Consider the following 19,231-nt stretch of genomic DNA (forward strand, 5'->3'; position numbering starts at 1 on the left):
TATGAGCGACGACGAGATGGCCACCGACACACGTGCGGGCGTCACCTGGCTTGTAGCGGCGGACATCGGCGGAACCTTCACCGATCTCATCGCCCTGAGCTCGCGCGGTGAGGTAGTGCCCATGAAAGTACTCTCGACTCCTCCCGACTTCGAGTCGGGGGTGCTCGACGGACTGGGTCTGACGATGACCGCAGGGTCGATCGCGCCTGACGCGGTGTCGGGAATCCTGCACGCGACCACCGTCGCGACAAACACGATCCTGGAAGGTCGCGGGTCACGAACGGCTCTGATCACCACATCGGGCTTCCGGGACGTGCTCGAACTCGGGCGCCTACGCCGACCGTTGCTCTACGACCTGTCCTGGCGCAAGCCGGTGCCGCTCGCGCGACGACGTCATCGCTACGAGGTGCGGCAGCGTATCGCGGCCGACGGGTCGATCCTGCGGGAGGTCGCCGTCGACGAGGTCGGCGAGCTGGCCGACCAGCTCCGTCGTGACGGCGTCGAGGCCGTCGCGGTCTGCCTCATCAACTCCCATGTCCGACCTGATCAGGAACGGCTGGTCACGGAACTGCTGAGGTCGCACCTCCCGGACGTCTACGCCACCGCGTCTGTGGACTTGTCGCCAGAGGCCGGGGAGTTCGAGCGGAGCAGCACGGCCGTCGTCAACTCCTACGTCGGCCCGGTCGTCCGGGACTACGTTCGCGCCCTGGTCTCGGGCCTGCGCTCTCGAGGGGTGGGTGCGCGCTTGGCGATCATGCAGTCTTCCGGCGGACTCCTGGATGCCCAGACCGTCGTGGAGCGGCCGGCTCAAATCATCGAGTCGGGGCCGGCTGCCGGCGTGATCGCCGTCCAGAAGCTGGCCAGGCTCCTGGAGCTGCAGAACGTGGTGGCCTTCGACATGGGAGGCACGACCGCCAAGGCTTCCCTCATCGAGAACGGTCAGCCGTTCGTCGCGACCGACTATGAGGTCGGCGGCGGGATGAACATCACCCGCAGCATGGGCAAGGGTGCCGGTTACGCACTCCGGGTCCCGTCCATCGACATCGCGGAGGTTGGCGCCGGCGGCGGCAGCATCATCGGCGTCGACGCGGCCGGGGTGATGCATGTCGGGCCTGAGAGTGCGGGGTCGCGGCCGGGACCGGCCTGCTACGGACAGGGTGGCACGCAGCCGACACTGACCGATGCGAACGTCGTACTCGGATACATCAATCCGGGGTCCATCGCCGGTGGACGCGTGGAGATCTCGCCCGCACTCGCCCGGCAGTCCGTCGAGCCCGCCGCGGAGACCATCGGGGTCACCGTCGAGGAGGCAGCGCAGGGCGCATACGCAGTGGCGGTGTCGAACATGGTCAAGGCGGTCAAGGCCGTGACCAGTGAGCGCGGGCGGGACCCCCGGGCCGCGACGATGGTGGCCTTCGGGGGCGCGGGACCGCTCTACGGCGCGGCCATCGCGCGAGAGCTCGGTATCGAGAAGGTGGTCGTCCCCGTCCACACAGGTTTGTTCAGCAGTATCGGCCTGCTCGTCGCTGACACCGAATTGGAGATGACTCGTCCGTTCCACTCGGAGATGTCCGATCCGGCCGTTCTGGGCAAGGAGTTCGACGAACTCAGCGATGGCGTCGTCGAGGCCCTCAGGCTCGCGGGGGCCAAGTCCGGGATCGAGACCGAACGTATTCTCGACATGCGCTACCGGGGCCAGCGCTTCGAGCTCCGGGTGCCGCTCGTCGATCGCGAGGTCGACGACGCGCTCCTCAAGAACGCTCGAGCCGACTTCCACGCCGAGCACCTGAGGACCTACGGGCGCGAAGGAACTGACGATCTCGTCGAAATCGTCAACTTGAGGGTCAAGGGGTTCGTCCCGAACCCCATCAGCATCGACGAAGCCCTGCGCCTGCCCAGCGAAGGCGCGGCGACGTCGGCCAGGAACACGCGTCCGTGCTACTTCAACTCGCTGATGCCGACGCCCGTCGTGGAGCGGGCGCACCTGAGCGGTGTCCCGGAGCCCGGGCCGCTGATCATCGAGGACATGGACTCAACCACGGTCGTGCCACCAGGAGCCTCTGCCCGGCTCGACTCCCACAACAACGTGATCATCACGTGGACGAAGGACGAGGACGCAAGCCGATGAGTACATTCACCATTCGGGACGGCGCCGGCTTCGAGGTGTTCCGCAACGCCATCACGGGCCTCGCCGACGAGATGGCGATCACGATCCTCAGGACCGCCCACTCGCAGATCGTCGCCTCGAGCATGGACTTCTCCTCGGCGTTGTGCGACGCCAGAGGCCAGATCGTCGCCCAGGCCAACACCTGTCCGGTGCACCTCGGCTCGATTCCCGATGCGATGGAGGCCGTACTCGACCAGTTCGGTGCCGACCTGTCGGACGGCGATGTCTTCATCCTGAACGATCCCGACCGGGGAGGTATGCACCTGCCGGACATCTTCACCGTCTCGCCGGTGTTCCTGGACGAGCGGCTCCTGGGATTTTCGGTCACCGTCGTCAACCACACCGATGTGGGCGGGTGGGCCGCCGGGTCGATGGCAGTCCAGTCGACATCGATCTTCGCCGAGGGTGTGCAGATCCCACCGGTCCGCCTCGTCAATGGCGGCGTCCTCAACGAGGACCTCCACCAGCTCATCCTGCGCAACGTCCGCGAACCGCATCTGCTTGACGGTGACCTCCAGTCGCAGTTGTCCGCCTGCCATGCCGGTGGTGCGGGCATGCGCGCACTCGCGGTCAAGTACGGCGTCGAGGAGTTCGACCGTCTGTGCGGTGAGCTGCTCAGGTACTCGGAGAGCCTGGTCAGGGCGGCCCTCGTCGAGGCACCCGACGGCGTCTACTCCTTCGAGGACCAGATCGACGACGACGGGATCGAGTCCGGCCCTATCCCCTTCAAGGTCGAGGTCACGCTTGAGGGTGGCGACATCGCCTTCGACTTCACCGGTTCATCGCCCCAGGTCGCGTCCGCGCTCAACGCCACCGCGTCGTTCACTCGGTCTGCGTGCTACGCGGCGCTGCAAGGAGCCCTGGGTTCCGACATCCCCGCGAACAGCGGCTTCTACCGAGCGTTCCGGTTCGTGATCCCGGAGGGGTCCATCCTCTCGGGCCGCCGCCCATCCGCGCGGGGTGCCCGAGGGCTCGTGGGTTACCGGCTGATCGATACCGTGCTGGGCGCGCTCGCGCCGGCGTTCCCTGACCGGGTGCCTGCCGCAGGAGACGGAGGCCCGAACTCGGTCGCCATCGGTGTCGTGGAGGACGACGGGTCATCGGTCATCCTGTGGGACGTGTTGTGCGGCTCGTGGGGCGCCACGGTCGGCGGCGACGGGAACGACGGCATCAGCCCGCTGGGTGCCAACCTGGCGAACACTCCGGTGGAGGAGTTGGAGCAGTCGGGTCACATCCGCATCGACGGGTACGGGTATCTGCCCGACACCGGTGGTCCGGGGACCTATCGCGGAGGAGTCTCGACGTTCCGCGACATGACCGTGCTTCACGACACCGCCACCATGCAGATCCGGTCGGATCGCCGCGACAGCCGCCCCTACGGGCTCGCCGGCGGACTGGAGGGCAGACCCTCGGCGAACGTGCTGAACAGCGGGACACCTGACGAGCAGTTGCTTCCGACGAAGCCGCACCTGACGGTGCGTGGAGGCAGCCGTCACCGGCAGGTGACGGCAGGCGCCGGTGGGTACGGCGACCCGCTCCGTCGAGAGCCAGTGCGTGTGCTGGACGACGTGCTCGACGGCAAGGTCTCCGTCGAGGGAGCCCTGCGGGACTACGGAGTGGTGATCGACCGTGACACCAGTGTCGTCATGGAGCCCGGGACGAGCAACGAGCGGGCCGCGCGCGTGGCCGCGCACTCGGGGGACATGTGACCGCGAACCTGACCGGCAGCTGCTCGGCGCCGGCACGGTTTCCTGGCGATGCCGGTGCACGGCGGTGCGAACACACTCGCCGACGCTGGTCCGGTGACCACGGCGGGCTGCGCTTGCCCGACGCGCACCAACGGCGCGCCGGACAGACTGATCGGGGAAAGCCGTCAGCCCCGTGGATCGGCCGGCCGGCCGGACCGTTCGATCTGGTGGTCGCCGCATACGAGAGCGTGTCGTACATGTGGCGGGGCCAGGCGCATGGGCACGGCCCCCGCACCTGCCGATCCTCTCGCCGTCGTTCACGAGGTGTCGCGCCGGCTGTGCGCGGCCGGCGATCTCGACGACACCGAGTTCGCCACCGTCGTGGCCCGACTCGGCCCGCCCCAGGGGCAGAAAATCGTCTGCCTGGTGGGCCCGCACCGCGCTTTCGCCCCGGCCGCGCCGGTCGCCCGCTCGCCGCTCCCCGACCCAGAAGCAGAGAGGTGGACCACCGTGCTTACTGACGCCGTTCTACGGGACTACCTGCTCCCCGCCTTGCGCCGCCACGGCCCACGCCGGGCACTGGTCGCCGACGGGACGACCTGGACCTACGCCGAGCTGGAGGGGACCGCGCGCAAGCTGGCCGGTCACCTCCTGGACCTCGGTGTCACACCCGGCACACCCGTGGCGCTGATCCTCGGCAACAGCGCCGAGTATGTCATCGCGGACCTGGCGATCGTGCTCCTCGGTGCCGCCAGGGTGCCGCTGAATCTGATGCTCTCGCGAGACGAGCAGGCCTTCATCCTGGCCGACTCCGGGGCACCGGTCTGCCTCGTGCTGAGCGACCGGATGGACGCGGTCGAGGCGGCCCGCACACTCGGTGCCGATCCCCGCCTGGTGATCGTGGGCGGCCCTCGCGACTCCTGGAGGCAGGCCCTCGCGCACCCCCCGCTGACGGCCCTGCCGGCGGTGCCGACCGACGCACCCGCCTTGATCATGTACACCGGCGGCACCACAGGCCGGCCCAAGGGCGTGCTGCACCACCAGCGCGGGACGGCCGCGAACCTGCTGTCTCATCTCCTCGAGATGGAGATCCGGGCCGACGACGTCCTGATGCTCACCTCGCCGCTGCCGCACAGCGCCCAGTTCCTCCTCCAGGCCGCCCTCGCCAAGGGAGCCTCGGTGTTCCTCGAGAACCGCTTCGACCCCGAGCAGGTGCTCGACCGGATCGAGCAGGACCGGGTCACGTACCTCTTCCTCGTACCCACGATGATCTACCGGCTGCTCGACGCGGTGACCGGGCGCAAGACCTTCGACAGCGGTTCCCTGGGCACGATCCTGTACGGCGCGGCCCCGATCACCGCCGACCGCCTGAAGCAGGGGCTGCGCACGTTCGGTCCGGTGTTCATGCAGCTCTACGCCCAGTCCGAGGCACCCAACTTCCTCACCCGGCTTCGCCGCGACGACCACCGGCTCGACCCTGCCGGTATCGCGCGCCTCGCCAGCTGCGGCCAGGCCGTGGTGATGGCGGATGTACGGGTCGTGCGCGAGGACGGGAGTGTCTGCGACCCGAGGGAGGTCGGCGAGGTCACGGCGCTCACGCCGTACACCATGAACGGCTACCTCGGCCGTGACGCCGAGACGGCCGAGGTCCTGCGCGGCGGCCGGCTGTACACCGGAGACCTCGGATACCTCGACGAGGACGGCTATCTGTACCTGGTCGACCGTAAGAAGGACATGATCATCACCGGCGGACTCAATGTGTACTCGGGCGAGGTCGAGCAGGCGCTCTCCCAGATCCCCGGAGTCAAGCACGTCGCCGTGGCCGGCATCCCGCATCCCGACTGGGGCGAAGCGGTGGTGGCCTTCGTCGTACCGGACGGCACCGAGGTCACCCCCGTGTCCGTCACCGAGGAGGCCCACGGGCGGCTGACAGCTTACAAGCGCCCCAAAGCGGTCGTGTTCGTCCCCGCCCTGCCGATGACCTCTGTCGGCAAGGTCGACAAGAAGGAACTGCGAGAAAGCTGGACCGAATGGTGACACGTGAGGCGCCGCTGATCCTGGGCTGGGGACACACCCCGTTCGGGAAACAGCCGGACCACACCCTCGAATCCTTGATCGTGACGGCCGGCCGGTCAGCGCTGGCGGACGCATCGGTCGACCCGGGGGAGATCGACCTGGTGGTCCTCGCACACTACAACTCGGGCATGAACCCGCTGGGATTCCCCTCGTCCCTGGCGCTGCAGATCGACGACGCTCTGTTCGGGGTACCGGCCATACGCGTCGAGAACGCCTGCGCCTCTGGTTCCACCGCGGTTCATGTGGCGCTGAACCATCTGCTCGCCGGTACCGCCCGCAGGGCGTTGGTGATCGGCGCGGAGAAAATGAGCGGCGTGCCCGCTGCCACCGTGGGAGCGGCGCTGCTCGGTGCCGACTACGAGATGGCCGGCAAGACCTCCGACACCGGTTTCGCCGGGCTGTTCGCGCGGGTCGCCGTCGAGTACGAGCGCCGCCACGGACCGGTCGGGGACATTCTCGGAGCGATCGCCGCGAAGAGCCACCGGCTGGGGGCGCGCAGCCCGTTCAGTCACCTGCGCAAGGAGCTGAGCGAGGAGTTCTGCTCCACCGTCTCCGAGCAGAACCCGATGGTCGCCGCGCCTCTGCGCCGTACCGACTGCTCCCCTGTTTCCGACGGTGCCGCGGCACTGGTCCTCGGCTGGGAGCCGACCTCGGCGCACCACCCGGCCGTGCGGGTCGCCGGCTGGGCGCACGCGAGCGACCATCTGCCCGCCGCGCGGCGGGACGCACTGGCCTTCGCGGCCACCGAACTCGCCTGGAACCGCGCCCTGACGGGATCGGGCGTGCGGGTTTCGGACCTGGACCTGATCGAGCTGCATGACTGCTTCACCATCGCCGAGCTCAACCTGTACGAGGTGATCGGGCTCGCGCCACGTGGTGAGGGACGGCGGGTCCTGGAGGACGGCACGGTCCTGCCCGGTGGGAGGCTGCCCGTGAACCCGTCCGGCGGGCTGAAATCGAAGGGGCATCCCGTCGGTGCCACCGGTGTCTCCCAGCATGTGCTCGTCTCCATGCAGCTGACGGGGACCTTCCCCGGCGCGCAGATCTCGGACGCGCGCCTCGGCGCGGTGCACAACATGGGCGGCCTCGCCGTCGCGAACCACGTCAGCGTGCTGGCGGCAACCGAGTAAGCAACCAGCCAGTATCTCCATATGAGCGCACTGTGGTCGACACATCTCGAACTCCCATTGCTGGGCGTAGTGGGCGGCAAGGCCGAACAGGGTCTGCGCCGGATCCTGCGGAACGTCACTCCGCGTCGGCCTGCGCTCCGCGCGCCCGCCCGGCACCGAGTCCGGCCAGGAGTTTCCGGCTCCATCCCCGAGGTCACGTCATAAGCGGTCGGCCTTCACCGGGTCCCACCGACTGGTCACGCCCCGGGCCGACGCCCGCCGTCACCCCGCCACCGCGCCGGTGGGCCTCTGTCATCAGCGGTGGGAACACGAATCCGCGTGCTACGCGCTCCGCGACACAATCATGAACGGCGCTGTTGTCTCAGCATCGTGATCCTTGAAGCTGAGGGCGATCGCGTCGATCTCGCCACGGTCCGGGTGGACGACCGACAGGCACAGACCGCCGTAGGTGTCCGCGTAGATATCGAGCCGGTGCTATCGGCGTGGGCCGGGCAGGGCCGGGGGGCTGGTGGTGCTCCAGCGCGGAACGCCCGCCGCGGGCAGGGCGGCCGGGCGGTGGGAAGCAGCCCGCCGTACGTCGAGCGGCGTCGGCACCGCCGGGTGAGGCGGGCCGGTCGACGGACTCCCCCGCCCACAGATGCCAGCGGGCGTCGCGGGTCGTCAGTTCCACTTCGGGGTTGAGATTGCCGGTGGTGAATTCCAGGCAGGCCAGCTTGTCGGGTGACTGGATCGCGAAGACGTTCCAGCGGGGGTGCTCGAACTGCCAGCCGCGGTCGATGAGCGGCACGACCGCGAGGAACGGGTCACGGTTCGCGTGGCCGGGGTCGGGCGCGGTGAGGTAGGTGTCCGGACCGTGCTCGTAGGCTGTGGCGAGGGCGGTGGTGAACGCCTGGACGAACTCGACGGGGACGCGGTCGTTGAAACAGACGCCCCAGGTCGGCGGTCCGAATGGGTCGTTGTAGGCGTTGATGCGCCACAGGCCGTCGTCGTCGCCCTCCGGCAGGTAGCCGAGGCGGACTTTCCGGTCTGGTGCGGTGACGTAGACGTTGGCGAGGTCGTCGCGCCGCAGCTCCCAGCCAAGCGCCGGCAGGGGTTCGAGACCGGGATCGCCGATCCCGGTGGTGCCGACGGGATGGCGCGGGGAGACAAACACATCCCCGTCCAGTTCATCGTCTTACGGTTCAGGTTGAGGCATGGGTGTCCAGGGTGGCTTGGTCAGCGGCTGTGGGTGGCGCTCCGGTCGGGGGCTGCGGGCGGCAGTGCAGGAGCCGTCGCCGCGGCTTCCGTCCGCTCCGGCGCGCGGTCCGCGGCAGGCTCGGCCGCTAGGGCGTGTTTTAGAAGTAGCGTCGTCCGCCCACTGGGGGGCCCACGGCGTCTGGTGCGTGCGATCGCAAGGCGGAGGATCAGCCCCGTAGATGGACCGGACGTACTTGGATGACTCCGACAACGCGGCGAGCGCGCGTGCCAGGCGTCGTGGGCCAGACGGGACTTCTCAAACACGCCCTAGGTAGGGGCCCAGTGTCTTAAGGCTGCCGTGTCGGGGACATCGATACCAACCAGTGGATCTGGACCGTGCGGCGCCAGACCACACCCGCGCCCGGCGGGCTGACCGACAAGGGCACCAAGGGCAAGCGGGCCCGCAAGGTTCCCATCGTCGAGGAGATCCGCCCCCTCGTCGCCCAGCGCATCCTGTCCGCCGGCCCGAATCCCGACGCCCGCCTGTTCACCGGCCCACGCGGCGGACGCATCTCCACCGCCGTCCTGCGCGACGCCACCCACTGGGACGACGTGGTCACCAAGCTCGGCTACGAACACCTGCGCCGCGACGACCTCCGGCACACCGGACTGACCTGGTTCGCCGACGCCGGAGTCCAGGCACACGTCCTCCGCAGGATCGCCGGCCACGGATCACTGACAACCACCCAGCGCTACCTGTACCCGGACGTACACACCTGGTCCCCGACAACGATCAAGGGCCGGTCTCGGATCTCTCCGAAACCGGCCCCGATCTGCGACTCTCACGAGTCGGGACGACAGGATTTGAACCTGCGACCCCTTGACCCCCAGTCAAGTGCGCTACCAAGCTGCGCCACGTCCCGTTGGTCCGCCGTTCAGGAGTTCCCCCCGGCGGCCACAGTGGAGAACATTACCCCACCCCGGACCGGCGGCGGGCCGTCCGAGAGGCGGGAGGGGCGGGAGACAATCGGGGTATGACGGAGAACCGGCGGGACCGAGACGTCGAGGGGCGGGCGCGGAACGCACGGCCGCGGGACGGGCTGGGGCGGCCGTTGCCCTACGGGGCGCCGGGGGTCGAGCGGCAGCCCGAAGGGGTGGTGCGGGCGCCCAGTGAGACGTTGCGGGAGGCGCAGCGGCTGCTCGACGCGGGGATGCCGTTCCACGCGCACGAGGTGTTCGAGGACGCGTGGAAGTCGGGGCCCGGCGAGGAGGAGGCGCTGTGGCGGGGGATGGCGCAGCTCGCGGTGGGGCTGACGCACGCCGCCCGGGGCAATCCGACGGGCGGGGCGCGGCTGCTGCTGCGGGGCGCCGAGCGGATCTCCGGGTACGGGGCGCCGTACGGGATCGACGTCCCCGGGCTGACCGCCTGGGCCCGTGAGCTGGCGGAGCGTGTCGCGGACGGGCCGGTGGACCCCGCCGCCGAAGCCCCGCGTCTGACGAGGCGAGTCCGGTGACAGCGGGCCGTCAGTCCTCGACCAGGACCACCTCCAGCGTGCGCGGGCCGTGGACGCCCTCGACGCGGTCCAGCTCGATGTCACTCGTGGCGGAAGGACCCGAGATCCAGGTCAGCGGACGGGTCGGGTCGAGGCGGGGCATGGCCTGCGGTACGGACGCGACGACCTGTTCCGGCGCCCGTACGACACAGATGTGGTGGTCCGGGATGAGTGAGATACGGCGCCGGCCCTGATCGGGGCTCCCGTCCAGGACGATCGTGCCGGTCTCCGCGATGGCCACGGCGCAGCCGGTGACGACGCTGTCCACCTCGTCCAACTCCCCGGCGGTGGACGCCTCCCGGTCATGGATCCGGGTCGGATCGGCGGCTGCGAGCCACGACGGGGGCAGGCCCGGCGGTACGAGCACCGTACGGGAACCGTGCTCGGCGAGCAGGCGCATCAGCAGGTCGGTGAGCCCGGCGGAGTCGGTGCGGTGGACGACGGCCCGGTAGTCGGCGAGGTTCTCGGCCAGCAGGTCGATCATCCCGGCGTCGGGCGTGTGCGTGTCGAGATAGCCACGGGTGACCTCCGGGGCGTCCGGCGCGTCGGCGACGGCCGCGCGGACCCTGGCGAGGATGCGCTCACGCGAGCCCGAGCCCGATCGGGGACCTGGTTGAGGGGTGAGCGCGGGGTCGGTGCTCATCAGGGCTTCTTCCCCTCCGTGTTGGGCTTGCGGTTCTTCTTCCACCAGTCCCGGAACGGCTCCGCCGGCAGCTCCGGCAGCTCCCTGCTCCGCGTCCACGCCCCGGCGCCCGGCAGCTTCGACGGGTGCAGCTTGCGCGTCTTCGACGCGGCCCGCTCCCCCGCCCCCAGCACGCCGGGACGGTCGAGTACCCACCCCGCCGCCTTCATCGCGGCCTTCTCGATCCGGTGGCCCTTGCCGCCCTGATCGGCGACCCGTTCCCGGAGGTGCACCAGTACCTCGGGGATGTCGATCGCGACCGGGCACACCTCGTAACAGGCACCGCACAGCGACGAGGCGTACGGCAGTGAGGCGTCGATCTCGCTCTGGGTGCCCCGGAGTTGGGGGCTGAGGATCGCGCCGATCGGCCCCGGGTAGACGGAGCCGTACGCGTGCCCGCCGGCCCGCTCGTACACCGGGCAGACGTTGAGACAGGCCGAGCAGCGGATGCAGCGCAGCGCCTGGCGGCCGACCTCGTCGGCGAGGGTGGCGGTGCGGCCGTTGTCGAGGAGGACGAGGTGGAAGGTCCGCGGGCCGTCGCCGTCGGTGGTCCCCGTCCAGGTCGACGTGTAGGGGTTCATCCGCTCGGCGGTCGAGGAGCGCGGCAGCGTCTGGAGGAAGACTTCCAGGTCCCGCCAGGTCGGTACCACTTTCTCGATGCCCACGACGGAGATCAGCGTCTCGGGCAGCGTCAGACACATCCGGCCGTTGCCCTCGGACTCGAAGACGACGAGCGTGCCGGTCTCGGCGACCATGAAGTTGGCGCCGGAGATGCCGACCTTCGCGCGCAGGAACTTCTCCCGGAGGTGGAGCCGTGCGGCCTCGGCGAGGTCCGCGGGGGTGTCGGAGAGCCCCTTGGGCGCGGCGCGGCCCCAGTCGGCCATCTTCGTGCGGAATATGTCCCGGATCTCGCCGCGGTTGCGGTGGATGGCGGGGACGAGGATGTGGGAGGGCCGGTCGTCGCCGAGTTGGACGATGAGTTCGGCGAGGTCGGTCTCGTACGCCGCGATGCCTTCGGCCTCCAGGGCCTCGTTGAGTCCGATCTCCTGGGTGGCCATCGACTTGACCTTGACGACCTCGGTCTCGCCGGTGGCCTTGATCAGGTCGGCGACGATCCGGTTGGCCTCGTCGGCGTCGGCCGCCCAGTGGACGGTGCCGCCGGCCGCGGTGACCTGGGTCTCCAACTGGAGGAGATAGCGGTCGAGATGGCGCAGCGTATGGTCCTTGATCTGCTTCCCGGCCTCGCGCAGCTCGGCCCAGTCGGCGAGTTCGGCCACCGCCTTGGCGCGCTTGTCGCGGATGGTGTGGGTGGCGTGGCGCAGATTGCCGCGCAGGGTCTGGTTGTGCACGGCCTCCTTGGCGGCCCGCGGGAAGGACGGCATACCGACGAACGTCCCGCTCATACGAGGGGCTCCTCTCGGGTGCTCGCCAGGATGTCGGCGAGATGCAGGGCGCGCAGCGGTGCTTCCTCGCGGCGCAACACGCCCCCGATGTGCATCAGGCAGGAGTTGTCGGCGCCGCACAGGACGTCGGCGCCGGTGGAGACGGCGTTGCTGACCTTGTCCTGGCCCATGGCGGTCGATACATCTGAGTTCTTCACGGCGAAGGTGCCGCCGAAGCCACAGCACTCGTCGGCGCCTGGCAGCTCGCGCAACTCCAGTCCCTCAACGGCCTCCAGGAGGCGGCGCGGTCTGTCGCCGAGGCCGAGGAGGCGCAGGCCGTGGCAGGAGGGGTGGTAGGTCACCGTGTGCGGGAAGTACGCGCCGACGTCGGTCACTCCGAGGACGTCGACGAGGAATTCGGTGAGTTCGTAGGTACGGGCGGCGAGGGCCGCGGCCGAGGCGTCGCCGATCTTCGGGTAGTGCTGCCGGACCATGGCGGCACAGGATCCCGAGGGGGTCACCACGTACTCGTACCCCTCGAAGGCGGCTGCGGTGCGGCGTACGAGCGGCTCCGTCTGCGCGCGGTAGCCGGTGTTGTACTGGGGCTGGCCGCAGCAGGTCTGCGCCTCGGGGAAATCGACCTCCACCCCGAGGCGTTCGAGGAGCCGCACGGTCGCGATCCCGGTGGACGGATACACCGCGTCGTTGACGCAGGTGACGAACAGGGCGGCACGCATGGCCGGAGCATATGCGGTGACCTGCGGCGAACGTAAGACCCACGCAGACATCCGATGTCTCAAGGGGGCGGGAAGACTCTCGGCCCCATGAGGCAGACTCGGCCCGGTGAGACAGATCTATGTGATCGGCATCGGCGCGGGCGACCCCGATCAGCTGACCCTCCAGGCGGTCAAGGCGCTGAACCGGGTGGACGTGTTCTTCCTCCTCGACAAGGGCGAAGCGAAGGCGGACCTGATCCGGCTGCGGCACGACATCCTCGCGGAGCACATCACGGACGGCCGGGAGTACCGGCTGGTGGAGGCGCGCGACCCGGACCGCGACCGGACCGCCGGCGGCGCCGACTACTCCCCCGCCGTCGGCGACTGGCGCACCAAACGCGCCGGCATCTACGAGCGGATGATCACCGACGAACTGGGTGAGGACCAGGTCGGGGCGTTCCTGGTGTGGGGCGACCCGTCGCTGTACGACTCCACTCTCGGCATCCTGGACGAGATCCTGGCGCGCGGCACGGTCGTCTTCGAGCACGAGGTGATCCCGGGCATCAGCAGCGTCTCGGCCCTGCTCGCCAAGCACCGCATGGGGCTGAACCGGGTGGCGCGCCCGGTGCAGATCACCACGGGCCGGCGGCTGGCGGAGGCGTGGCCGGAGGGGGTGGACGACGTGGTGGTGATGCTGGACGGTCACCAGTCGTTCCGCCACTACCTGGCGGAGGACCCGGTCATCCACTGGGGCGCGTACGTCGGGACGCCGGACGAGATCCTGGTCTCGGGGCGCCTCTCGGAGGTCGCGGACCGGATCGTGGAACTACGGGCGGAGGCCCGCGCCCGGAAGGGCTGGATCATGGACACGTATCTGCTGCGCCGGGACTAGGGGGTGTCTTGTGGATCTTGCCGGGCTCGCGGTCCCTGGTCCCTGATCCGGCCTGATCCACAAGACACCCCCTGAGCCCGAGCCGGGCGAGCGCCGCTCGTACGTCGGGGACTTCCGGTACGCCCTCGGGTGCGGGCGGCCGTTCGATCATGACCACGGGCAGGCCGAGTTCGCGGGCGGCAGTGAGTTTCGCGGCGGTGGCCGGGCCGCCGCTGTCCTTGGTGACGAGGACGTCGACGCGGTGTTCGAGGAACAGCGCCCTCTCGCCTTCGAGGGTGTACGGGCCCCGGTCGAGCAGGATGTGTGTGCTGCGGGGCAGGGGCGGCTCGGGCGGTTCCACGCTGCGTACGACAAAGTGCGACCCGTCCAGTTCGGGCCCTGCGAAGGCGGCGAGCCCCTGACGCCCGGTGGTGAGGAAGACGCGTCTGCCGCCCAGCAGGGCGAGTTGCGCGGCGGCGTCCGCGAGCGAGCGGACGGGGTGCCTGCGGTCCCGCGGGTCCACGGGCCAGCCGGGCCGGCGCAGAGCGAAGAACTGGGTGCCGGTATCGGCCGCCGCCTGGGCGGCGTGGGCGCTGATGGCGGCGGCGAAGGGGTGCGTGGCATCCACGAGGACGTCGATACGGTGCTGCCGCAGCCACGCGGCGAGGGCGTCGGGCCCGCCGAATCCTCCGACACGGACGTCCCCGGCGACGGGAGTGCTCGGGTTGGCGACGCGCCCGGCGAGCGAGGTGGTGACATGCGCGTGCGGGGCTTCTGCGGCGAGCGCGTCGGCGAGCCGCCGGGCTTCGCCGGTACCACCGAGGATGAGCACGCGCGGGTGGGGCATGGGGACGAGGCTACGGGGGCGGTACGGCTCCGAGAAGGCGGGCCCGGGTACGTCTGGCCGCCTCCCGTCACGAGGTGAGTCACACCGATCGGGCCGCGCCCCCAATGAGCCGTCATAACATGGCACTTGGGGAACGGCGCAGGTCGGATGCCGTCGTCGACAAGGAGGACCGAGGTCATCAGGAACCGTATCGCTGCCGTGTTCGGGGCCGCTCAGGGAAGCGGTTATCTGTTCTCCGCGCGTCTTGTCCTCACCGCGCGGCATCTCCTGGACGAGCGCGTGGAAACGACGGTCGTCGTGCCCGACGGACGCGGCCGGATCCGCTGCCGGACCGTGTGGGTCGGCGAAGTCGATGAGGGCGATGCGGCGTTGTTGCTCGCGGACGAGGACTTGGTGACGCCTGCAAGCGCCGAGGGGTTCGAACCCAACCGATTCGGACGCATCCAGGGTATCGTTCCGGTCCCGAATTGCTACGCCCTCGGATATCCCCGAGTACAGCGTTACGACGGCGAGAAGCTGGACACAGAACAGTTCCTGGGAACGATCAACCCGGGTTCCGGAAGTAGGCGCGACGAATACGTCGTGGAAGGGACAGGGACACCACCGGCCGTACGGGAGGACGGCGAGTCACCTTGGGCCGGGATGTCCGGAGCACCGGTCTTCTCGGGCAGACATCTCTTCGGCATGATCACCAAGGACTCGGCAGGCTGGCAGCACAGCCGCCTCCACGCGGTTTCGTTACAGAGGCTCTTCCAAGCCGTGAGCTTCCACCTCGTCTATCGGAAATACAGCCCTGAGCCCCTGGTCTTCGCGCCGCTGCGTCAAACCCGCGACAACTCCGCCGAGTTCGAGGGACGCTACCGCTCCTATGTCGCCGAGACGTTCGGCGAACTGAGCATCTTCGGCCTGGACTTCAGCCGGTCCGAGCACGCGCAGTGGCCACTCGACTCCGCCTATCTGAGCCTTGAACTCGTCCATAACCACGGGGAGGACGACAGGGCAGGCACGGCGCCCGAGCGCGGCCGGGTCGAGACCTCGCTGCGTGGCCGGCGGCGCGTGCTCCTGCGGGGTACGGCCGGGTCCGGCAAGACCACCCTCATGCAGTGGCTGGCGGTCAACGCCGCGCGGGACTCGTTCGGGGATCAGCTTTCCCACCTCGGCGGACATGTCCCCGTCGTGCTGCCGCTGCGCACCCTCGTGCGCGGCGCCGCGCTGCCCGCACCGGCGGAGTTCCTGAGCGCGGCGGGGCATCCGCTGAGCCCGCCCGAAGGGTGGATGGACGCGGTACTGACCGAGGGTCGCGGACTCCTCCTGGTGGACGGCGTGGACGAGATGCCGGAGGCGGACCGCGCGCGGACGAAGGAGTGGCTGCTCAAGCTGCTCACCGCCTACCCGCATACGGCCGTGGTGGTGACCACCCGGCCGACCGCCGTGGATGACGGATGGCTGAGCCGTAAAGCCTTCGCCGAGTTCCAGCTGCTGCCGATGAACCACCAGGACGTCACCTCGTTCGTACGGCGCTGGCACACCGCGGCGCGTTCGATCACCCCACGGGTGTCCGAGCGGGCCGAACTCGACGCCTACGAGGAGCAGTTGTTGTCCGCGCTGCCCCGGAAGCAGGATCTGGCCAGGCTCGCCACCAACCCCCTCATGTGCGCGATGATCTGCGCCCTGCACCGGGACAGGCGCGGTTTCCTGCCGGACAGCAGGATGAAGCTGTACGGCGCCGCGCTGACCATGCTGCTGGTGCGCCGCGACAGCGAACGGGCGGTCGGGGCGCCGGAGGGTCTGGTGCTGTCCGAGGAGGCACAGCAGAAGATCCTTCAGGAGATCGCCTATTGGATGATCCGCAACGAGATCGCGGAGGCGGAGCTGGAGGACGTGGTCGCACTGATCGCCCGGCTGCTTCCGGCCATGCCACAAGTCGCGACCCCCGAGGAGGCGCCCCGGGTCTTCCGGTTCCTCCTGCACCGAAGCGGTCTCCTGCGCGCGCCGACGGCGACGACCGTGGACTTCATTCATCGGACGTTTCTGGACTATCTGGGGTCACGGGCGGCGGTCGAGGCACAGGACATCAATCTGGTCGCCGCGCATGCCCACGAGCCGCAGTGGGAGGACATCGTCCGGATGGCTGTGGGCCACGCTCGGGACGGTGAACGGGCGGCGCTGCTGAAGCAGTTGGTGGCCCGGGGGGACGGTGTTCCCGACTCCTCGGACCGCAACCGAGCGCGGATTCATCTGCTGGCAGCCGCCAGTCTGGAACACGCGACGAGCCTCGATCCGGAGGTGCGTGCGGAGGTTGAGAAGCGGGCCGCCGCCTTGATTCCGCCCCGGAACCGAGATGAGGCGGAGTGGTTGTCCGAGGCCGGCCCGCTCGTGCTGGATCTGCTGCCGGGGCCGGAGGGGCTGTCCGACCAGGAAGCGGCGGCCGTGGTGAGTACCGCGCAACTCATCGGCGGAGAGCACGCGTTGGAGGTGCTCCGTGAGTACGCGGAGCACCCGGCGGGCGAGGTTCGGGGCGAACTCGTCTCCACCTGGTCGACATTTGACGCCACGACCTTCGCCGAGCTTGTTCTCGCCCGTGTCGACACCACCGAACTGACGATCTCGGTACGCTCCGCGGAACAGCTCGCCGCCCTCCATCTGGTGGGCGACACATACGGTGTGATATTCCAGGGGCCCTTGAGTCCCGAGGGAATGGCGACCGCCGCCGGGGCGGTGGGCGCCCACCAGATCGCTGTCATCAACAACCAGCGGATCAAGAACCTCCGGGCGTTCGCCGCGAAGGCGGTCTCGGTGAACGATCTGGCCCTGATGGGATGCGATGAGGTCAACGACTACCACGCCGCCGCAGACCTCGGACTGACCGAACTCACACTGGATCTGACCGTCGGCCGGATGCCGTCCGGACTGGACGCCGTCACCAGCCTGAAGACCTTGGCGTTCAACCTGACGGGCCGTTCGGGAAAGCCGTCGGACATACTGGGCCTGCCCGCCGATCTGCCGAGGCTTCCGTCCGTCACTCGGTTTGAACTCTCCCTGTACATGCGCGCGAACGCCGACGCCCGTTCGCTCCATGAGCACTTTCCCAACCTGCGGGAGATTCACCTGGAGTTGAGTTCGGGGGAACCCGTCACCTTGGACCTCTCGGCCCTGACCTGGGTGCCCGAGGTCCACATCGACCATGTGAGCGGCCCCGTACGTGTCAAGGGCGACAAACTGGTCAACGCCCGCTACCAGTTCCCGCCTCCGAAGGACCCCTCATGACCACCCCCGACGACCTCCCCCGCATCGACCTCACCCAAGCCGTCCAAGTCGTCCGCGACCAGCTCATGGCCGCCGCCTCGAACAGCACAGGCCAGGACCTCCGCTTCGATGTCGGGGAGATCCAGATGGAGTTCGCCGTCGAGCTACGGCGCGACACCCGCGTCAAGGGCGGCGTCAAGGCCTGGGTGGTCTCCGCCGACGCCGACACCGGTCGCGGCACCGCCCACACCCACAAGGTCGCCTTCACGCTCAAGCCCAAGGACGCCCGCACCGGCGGGGACTGGGAGATCGGCAACGCCGGGCCCGACGCCGACGTCTCCGCCTTCGGGTCCGGCGACAGCTGACGGGCTACGCCCCCCAACCCGACTGTTCCCCGCCCACCCGGTCCGACACGATCTTCTTGCCGTAGCCCGACGCGTGGTACGCCGCCACCGGGTCCGCGTCCGCTCCCAGTTCGGTGCGGGCCTCGGCCACCAGAGGGCGGACGTCCGTGTTGTAGGCGTCCATCAGTGCCGCGTTGGCTGCCAGGACGTCACCGTCCCGCTGGGCCGCGGCCAGCGCCTCGGCGTCGATCAGCAGGGCCTTCGCCGTCGCCTCCTGGACGTTCATCACCGAGCGGATGACCGCGGGGACCTTCTCCTCGATGTTGTGGCACTGGTCGAGCATGAAGGCGATGTCCGGTGTGAACCCGCCGCCCCTGATGACCTCGTACATGATCCGGAACAACTGGAACGGGTCGGCGGCGCCGGCCATGAGGTCGTCGTCCGCGTAGAAGCGGGAGTTGAAGTCGAAGCCGCCGAGCTTTCCCTCCCGCAGCAGGATCGCGACGATGAACTCGATGTTCGTGCCGGGCGCGTGGTGGCCGGTGTCGACCACGACCTGGGCCTTCTCGCCGAGGCGCAGACACTGGGCGTAGGCCGTACCCCAGTCGGGGACGTCCATGGTGTAGAAGGCGGGCTCGAAGAGTTTGTACTCCACCAGCATCCGCTGGTCGTCGCCGAGCCGTTCGTACACGGCGTCCAGCGCCTCGGAGAGGCGGTCCTGGCGGGCGCGGATGTCGTCCTGGCCGGGGTAGTTGGTGCCGTCGGAGAACCAGAGCTTGAGGTCGCGCGACCCCGTCGCGTCCATGATGTCGACGCACTCCATCAGATGGCCGAGCGCCTTGCGGCGCACCGCCGCGTCCGGGTGGCAGACGCTGCCGAGCTTGTAGTCGTCGTCCTGGAAGACGTTCGCGTTGATGGTGCCGAGCCGCAGGCCGCGCTCCTGGGCGTACGCGGCCAGGGCGCCGTAGTCGTCGACCCTGTCCCACGGGATGTGGAGCGCGACCGTGGGCGCGACACCGGTGTGGGCGTGTACGCGGGCCGCGTCGTCCAGTTTCTCCCTGGGGGTACGCGGGACACCGGGCCTGGCGAAGACCTTGAACCGGGTCCCGCTGTTGCCGTACGCCCACGACGGTGTCTCGACAGCCTGCGTCATGAGGGCCGCCTTCACGGCGGAGATGTCGGATCGGCGGCTCGTCATCTACCAACGCTCCATTCAACAGACCATGAATCGATTCACCATGGCCGATGATGAGCCGGGCCAACCTGCCTGTCAAGGCCCCGACTCGCGCGCAGCGCGCACACCGCTCCTCCATAGCGAAAAGACGAGGGTTTCCCGTGCACGCCCATTGACTC

General features: G+C 69.3%; 13 protein-coding genes, 1 tRNA gene and 2 pseudogenes. 9 read left to right on the forward strand and 7 right to left on the reverse strand.

From position 1 onward, the window contains the following. Position 1 precedes the first annotated feature (1 nt). The 4 genes from OIE74_RS04475 (at position 2) to OIE74_RS04490 (ending at position 7,061) form a co-directional block, all read left to right on the forward strand. Positions 2-2,128 carry a hydantoinase/oxoprolinase family protein gene (locus OIE74_RS04475; protein ID WP_329378628.1) on the forward strand — a complete coding sequence of 709 codons (2,127 nt, stop codon included), beginning with the start codon at positions 2-4 and terminating at the stop codon, positions 2,126-2,128. Next, positions 2,125-3,876 (forward strand): hydantoinase B/oxoprolinase family protein, encoded by a 1,752-nt coding sequence (locus OIE74_RS04480; protein WP_329378629.1) that lies wholly within the window; start codon positions 2,125-2,127, stop codon positions 3,874-3,876. Before OIE74_RS04475 ends, OIE74_RS04480 begins: the two co-directional genes overlap by 4 nt. Positions 3,877-4,131: 255 nt before the next feature. Beyond that, positions 4,132-5,892 carry a class I adenylate-forming enzyme family protein gene (locus OIE74_RS04485; protein ID WP_329378630.1) on the forward strand — a complete coding sequence of 587 codons (1,761 nt, stop codon included), beginning with the start codon at positions 4,132-4,134 and terminating at the stop codon, positions 5,890-5,892. Then, entirely contained in the window at positions 5,886-7,061 is a 1,176-nt protein-coding gene (locus OIE74_RS04490) for a thiolase domain-containing protein (protein WP_329378632.1), read from the forward strand. The genes OIE74_RS04485 and OIE74_RS04490 overlap by 7 nt, the downstream gene beginning before the upstream one ends. A gap of 474 nt (positions 7,062-7,535) precedes the next feature. Here the strand turns inward: OIE74_RS04490 and OIE74_RS04495 are convergent. After that, positions 7,536-8,226: pseudogene (locus OIE74_RS04495) on the reverse strand (DUF317 domain-containing protein). A 380-nt stretch (positions 8,227-8,606) separates the two neighbouring features. On the opposite strand from OIE74_RS04495, the pseudogene OIE74_RS38570 reads away from it, so the two are divergent. Beyond that, positions 8,607-8,984, forward strand: a pseudogene (locus OIE74_RS38570) (tyrosine-type recombinase/integrase); the annotation flags it as partial. A gap of 102 nt (positions 8,985-9,086) precedes the next feature. On the opposite strand, the gene OIE74_RS04500 reads toward OIE74_RS38570, so the two are convergent. Beyond that, a tRNA-Pro gene (locus OIE74_RS04500) sits at positions 9,087-9,160 on the reverse strand. Between the two features lie 111 nt (positions 9,161-9,271). Between OIE74_RS04500 and OIE74_RS04505 the strand changes: the two genes are divergently transcribed. Beyond that, complete coding sequence (locus tag OIE74_RS04505; protein ID WP_329378634.1) at positions 9,272-9,751, forward strand: DUF309 domain-containing protein; 480 nt, start codon at positions 9,272-9,274, stop codon at positions 9,749-9,751. Between the two features lie 10 nt (positions 9,752-9,761). Here the strand turns inward: OIE74_RS04505 and OIE74_RS04510 are convergent, their stop codons facing one another. From OIE74_RS04510 to OIE74_RS04520, 3 genes are read right to left on the reverse strand one after another with little or no spacing between them, the layout of a single operon-like run. After that, complete coding sequence (locus OIE74_RS04510; RefSeq protein WP_329378635.1) at positions 9,762-10,433, reverse strand: LutC/YkgG family protein; 672 nt, start codon at positions 10,431-10,433, stop codon at positions 9,762-9,764. Beyond that, positions 10,433-11,875, reverse strand: coding sequence for a LutB/LldF family L-lactate oxidation iron-sulfur protein (locus OIE74_RS04515; RefSeq protein WP_329378637.1), 1,443 nt, complete (start codon positions 11,873-11,875; stop codon positions 10,433-10,435). The genes OIE74_RS04510 and OIE74_RS04515 overlap by 1 nt, the downstream gene beginning before the upstream one ends. Next, on the reverse strand, positions 11,872-12,591 hold the full coding sequence (locus OIE74_RS04520) for a (Fe-S)-binding protein (RefSeq protein ID WP_329378639.1): 720 nt from the start codon (positions 12,589-12,591) through the stop codon (positions 11,872-11,874). The genes OIE74_RS04515 and OIE74_RS04520 overlap by 4 nt, the downstream gene beginning before the upstream one ends. Before the next feature lie 106 nt (positions 12,592-12,697). Between OIE74_RS04520 and cobF the strand changes: the two genes are divergently transcribed. Continuing rightward, on the forward strand, positions 12,698-13,462 hold the full coding sequence (gene cobF / locus OIE74_RS04525; RefSeq protein WP_329378641.1) for a precorrin-6A synthase (deacetylating): 765 nt from the start codon (positions 12,698-12,700) through the stop codon (positions 13,460-13,462). Here the strand turns inward: cobF and OIE74_RS04530 are convergent. Beyond that, positions 13,431-14,288, reverse strand: coding sequence for a cobalt-precorrin-6A reductase (locus OIE74_RS04530; RefSeq protein WP_329378643.1), 858 nt, complete (start codon positions 14,286-14,288; stop codon positions 13,431-13,433). The genes cobF and OIE74_RS04530 overlap by 32 nt on opposite strands. 198 nt (positions 14,289-14,486) lie before the next feature. Between OIE74_RS04530 and OIE74_RS04535 the strand changes: the two genes are divergently transcribed. Together OIE74_RS04535 and OIE74_RS04540 are read left to right on the forward strand one after the other, a co-directional pair. After that, complete coding sequence (locus tag OIE74_RS04535; protein WP_329378645.1) at positions 14,487-17,555, forward strand: NACHT domain-containing protein; 3,069 nt, start codon at positions 14,487-14,489, stop codon at positions 17,553-17,555. Continuing rightward, a complete protein-coding gene (locus tag OIE74_RS04540; RefSeq protein WP_329378647.1) occupies positions 17,552-17,899 on the forward strand; it encodes a trypco2 family protein in 348 nt (115 codons plus the stop codon). Before OIE74_RS04535 ends, OIE74_RS04540 begins: the two co-directional genes overlap by 4 nt. 4 nt (positions 17,900-17,903) lie before the next feature. Here the strand turns inward: OIE74_RS04540 and rhaI are convergent, their stop codons facing one another. Next, a complete protein-coding gene (rhaI, locus tag OIE74_RS04545) occupies positions 17,904-19,076 on the reverse strand; it encodes an L-rhamnose isomerase (protein WP_329378649.1) in 1,173 nt (390 codons plus the stop codon). Between the last annotated feature and the right edge of the window lie 155 nt (positions 19,077-19,231).

The sequence above is a fragment of the Streptomyces sp. NBC_01716 genome, assembly GCF_036248275.1.
GTDB lineage: Bacteria > Actinomycetota > Actinomycetes > Streptomycetales > Streptomycetaceae > Streptomyces.

Coding starts and splice junctions, on each gene's coding strand:
- OIE74_RS04475 (WP_329378628.1), top strand. CDS start 2: ATGAGCGACGACGAGATGGCCACCGACACACGTGCGGGCGTCACCTGG.
- OIE74_RS04480 (WP_329378629.1), top strand. CDS start 2,125: ATGAGTACATTCACCATTCGGGACGGCGCCGGCTTCGAGGTGTTCCGC.
- OIE74_RS04485 (WP_329378630.1), top strand. CDS start 4,132: ATGGGCACGGCCCCCGCACCTGCCGATCCTCTCGCCGTCGTTCACGAG.
- OIE74_RS04490 (WP_329378632.1), top strand. CDS start 5,886: ATGGTGACACGTGAGGCGCCGCTGATCCTGGGCTGGGGACACACCCCG.
- OIE74_RS04505 (WP_329378634.1), top strand. CDS start 9,272: ATGACGGAGAACCGGCGGGACCGAGACGTCGAGGGGCGGGCGCGGAAC.
- OIE74_RS04510 (WP_329378635.1), bottom strand. CDS start 10,433: ATGAGCACCGACCCCGCGCTCACCCCTCAACCAGGTCCCCGATCGGGC.
- OIE74_RS04515 (WP_329378637.1), bottom strand. CDS start 11,875: ATGAGCGGGACGTTCGTCGGTATGCCGTCCTTCCCGCGGGCCGCCAAG.
- OIE74_RS04520 (WP_329378639.1), bottom strand. CDS start 12,591: ATGCGTGCCGCCCTGTTCGTCACCTGCGTCAACGACGCGGTGTATCCG.
- OIE74_RS04530 (WP_329378643.1), bottom strand. CDS start 14,288: ATGCCCCACCCGCGCGTGCTCATCCTCGGTGGTACCGGCGAAGCCCGG.
- OIE74_RS04540 (WP_329378647.1), top strand. CDS start 17,552: ATGACCACCCCCGACGACCTCCCCCGCATCGACCTCACCCAAGCCGTC.
- rhaI (WP_329378649.1), bottom strand. CDS start 19,076: ATGACGAGCCGCCGATCCGACATCTCCGCCGTGAAGGCGGCCCTCATG.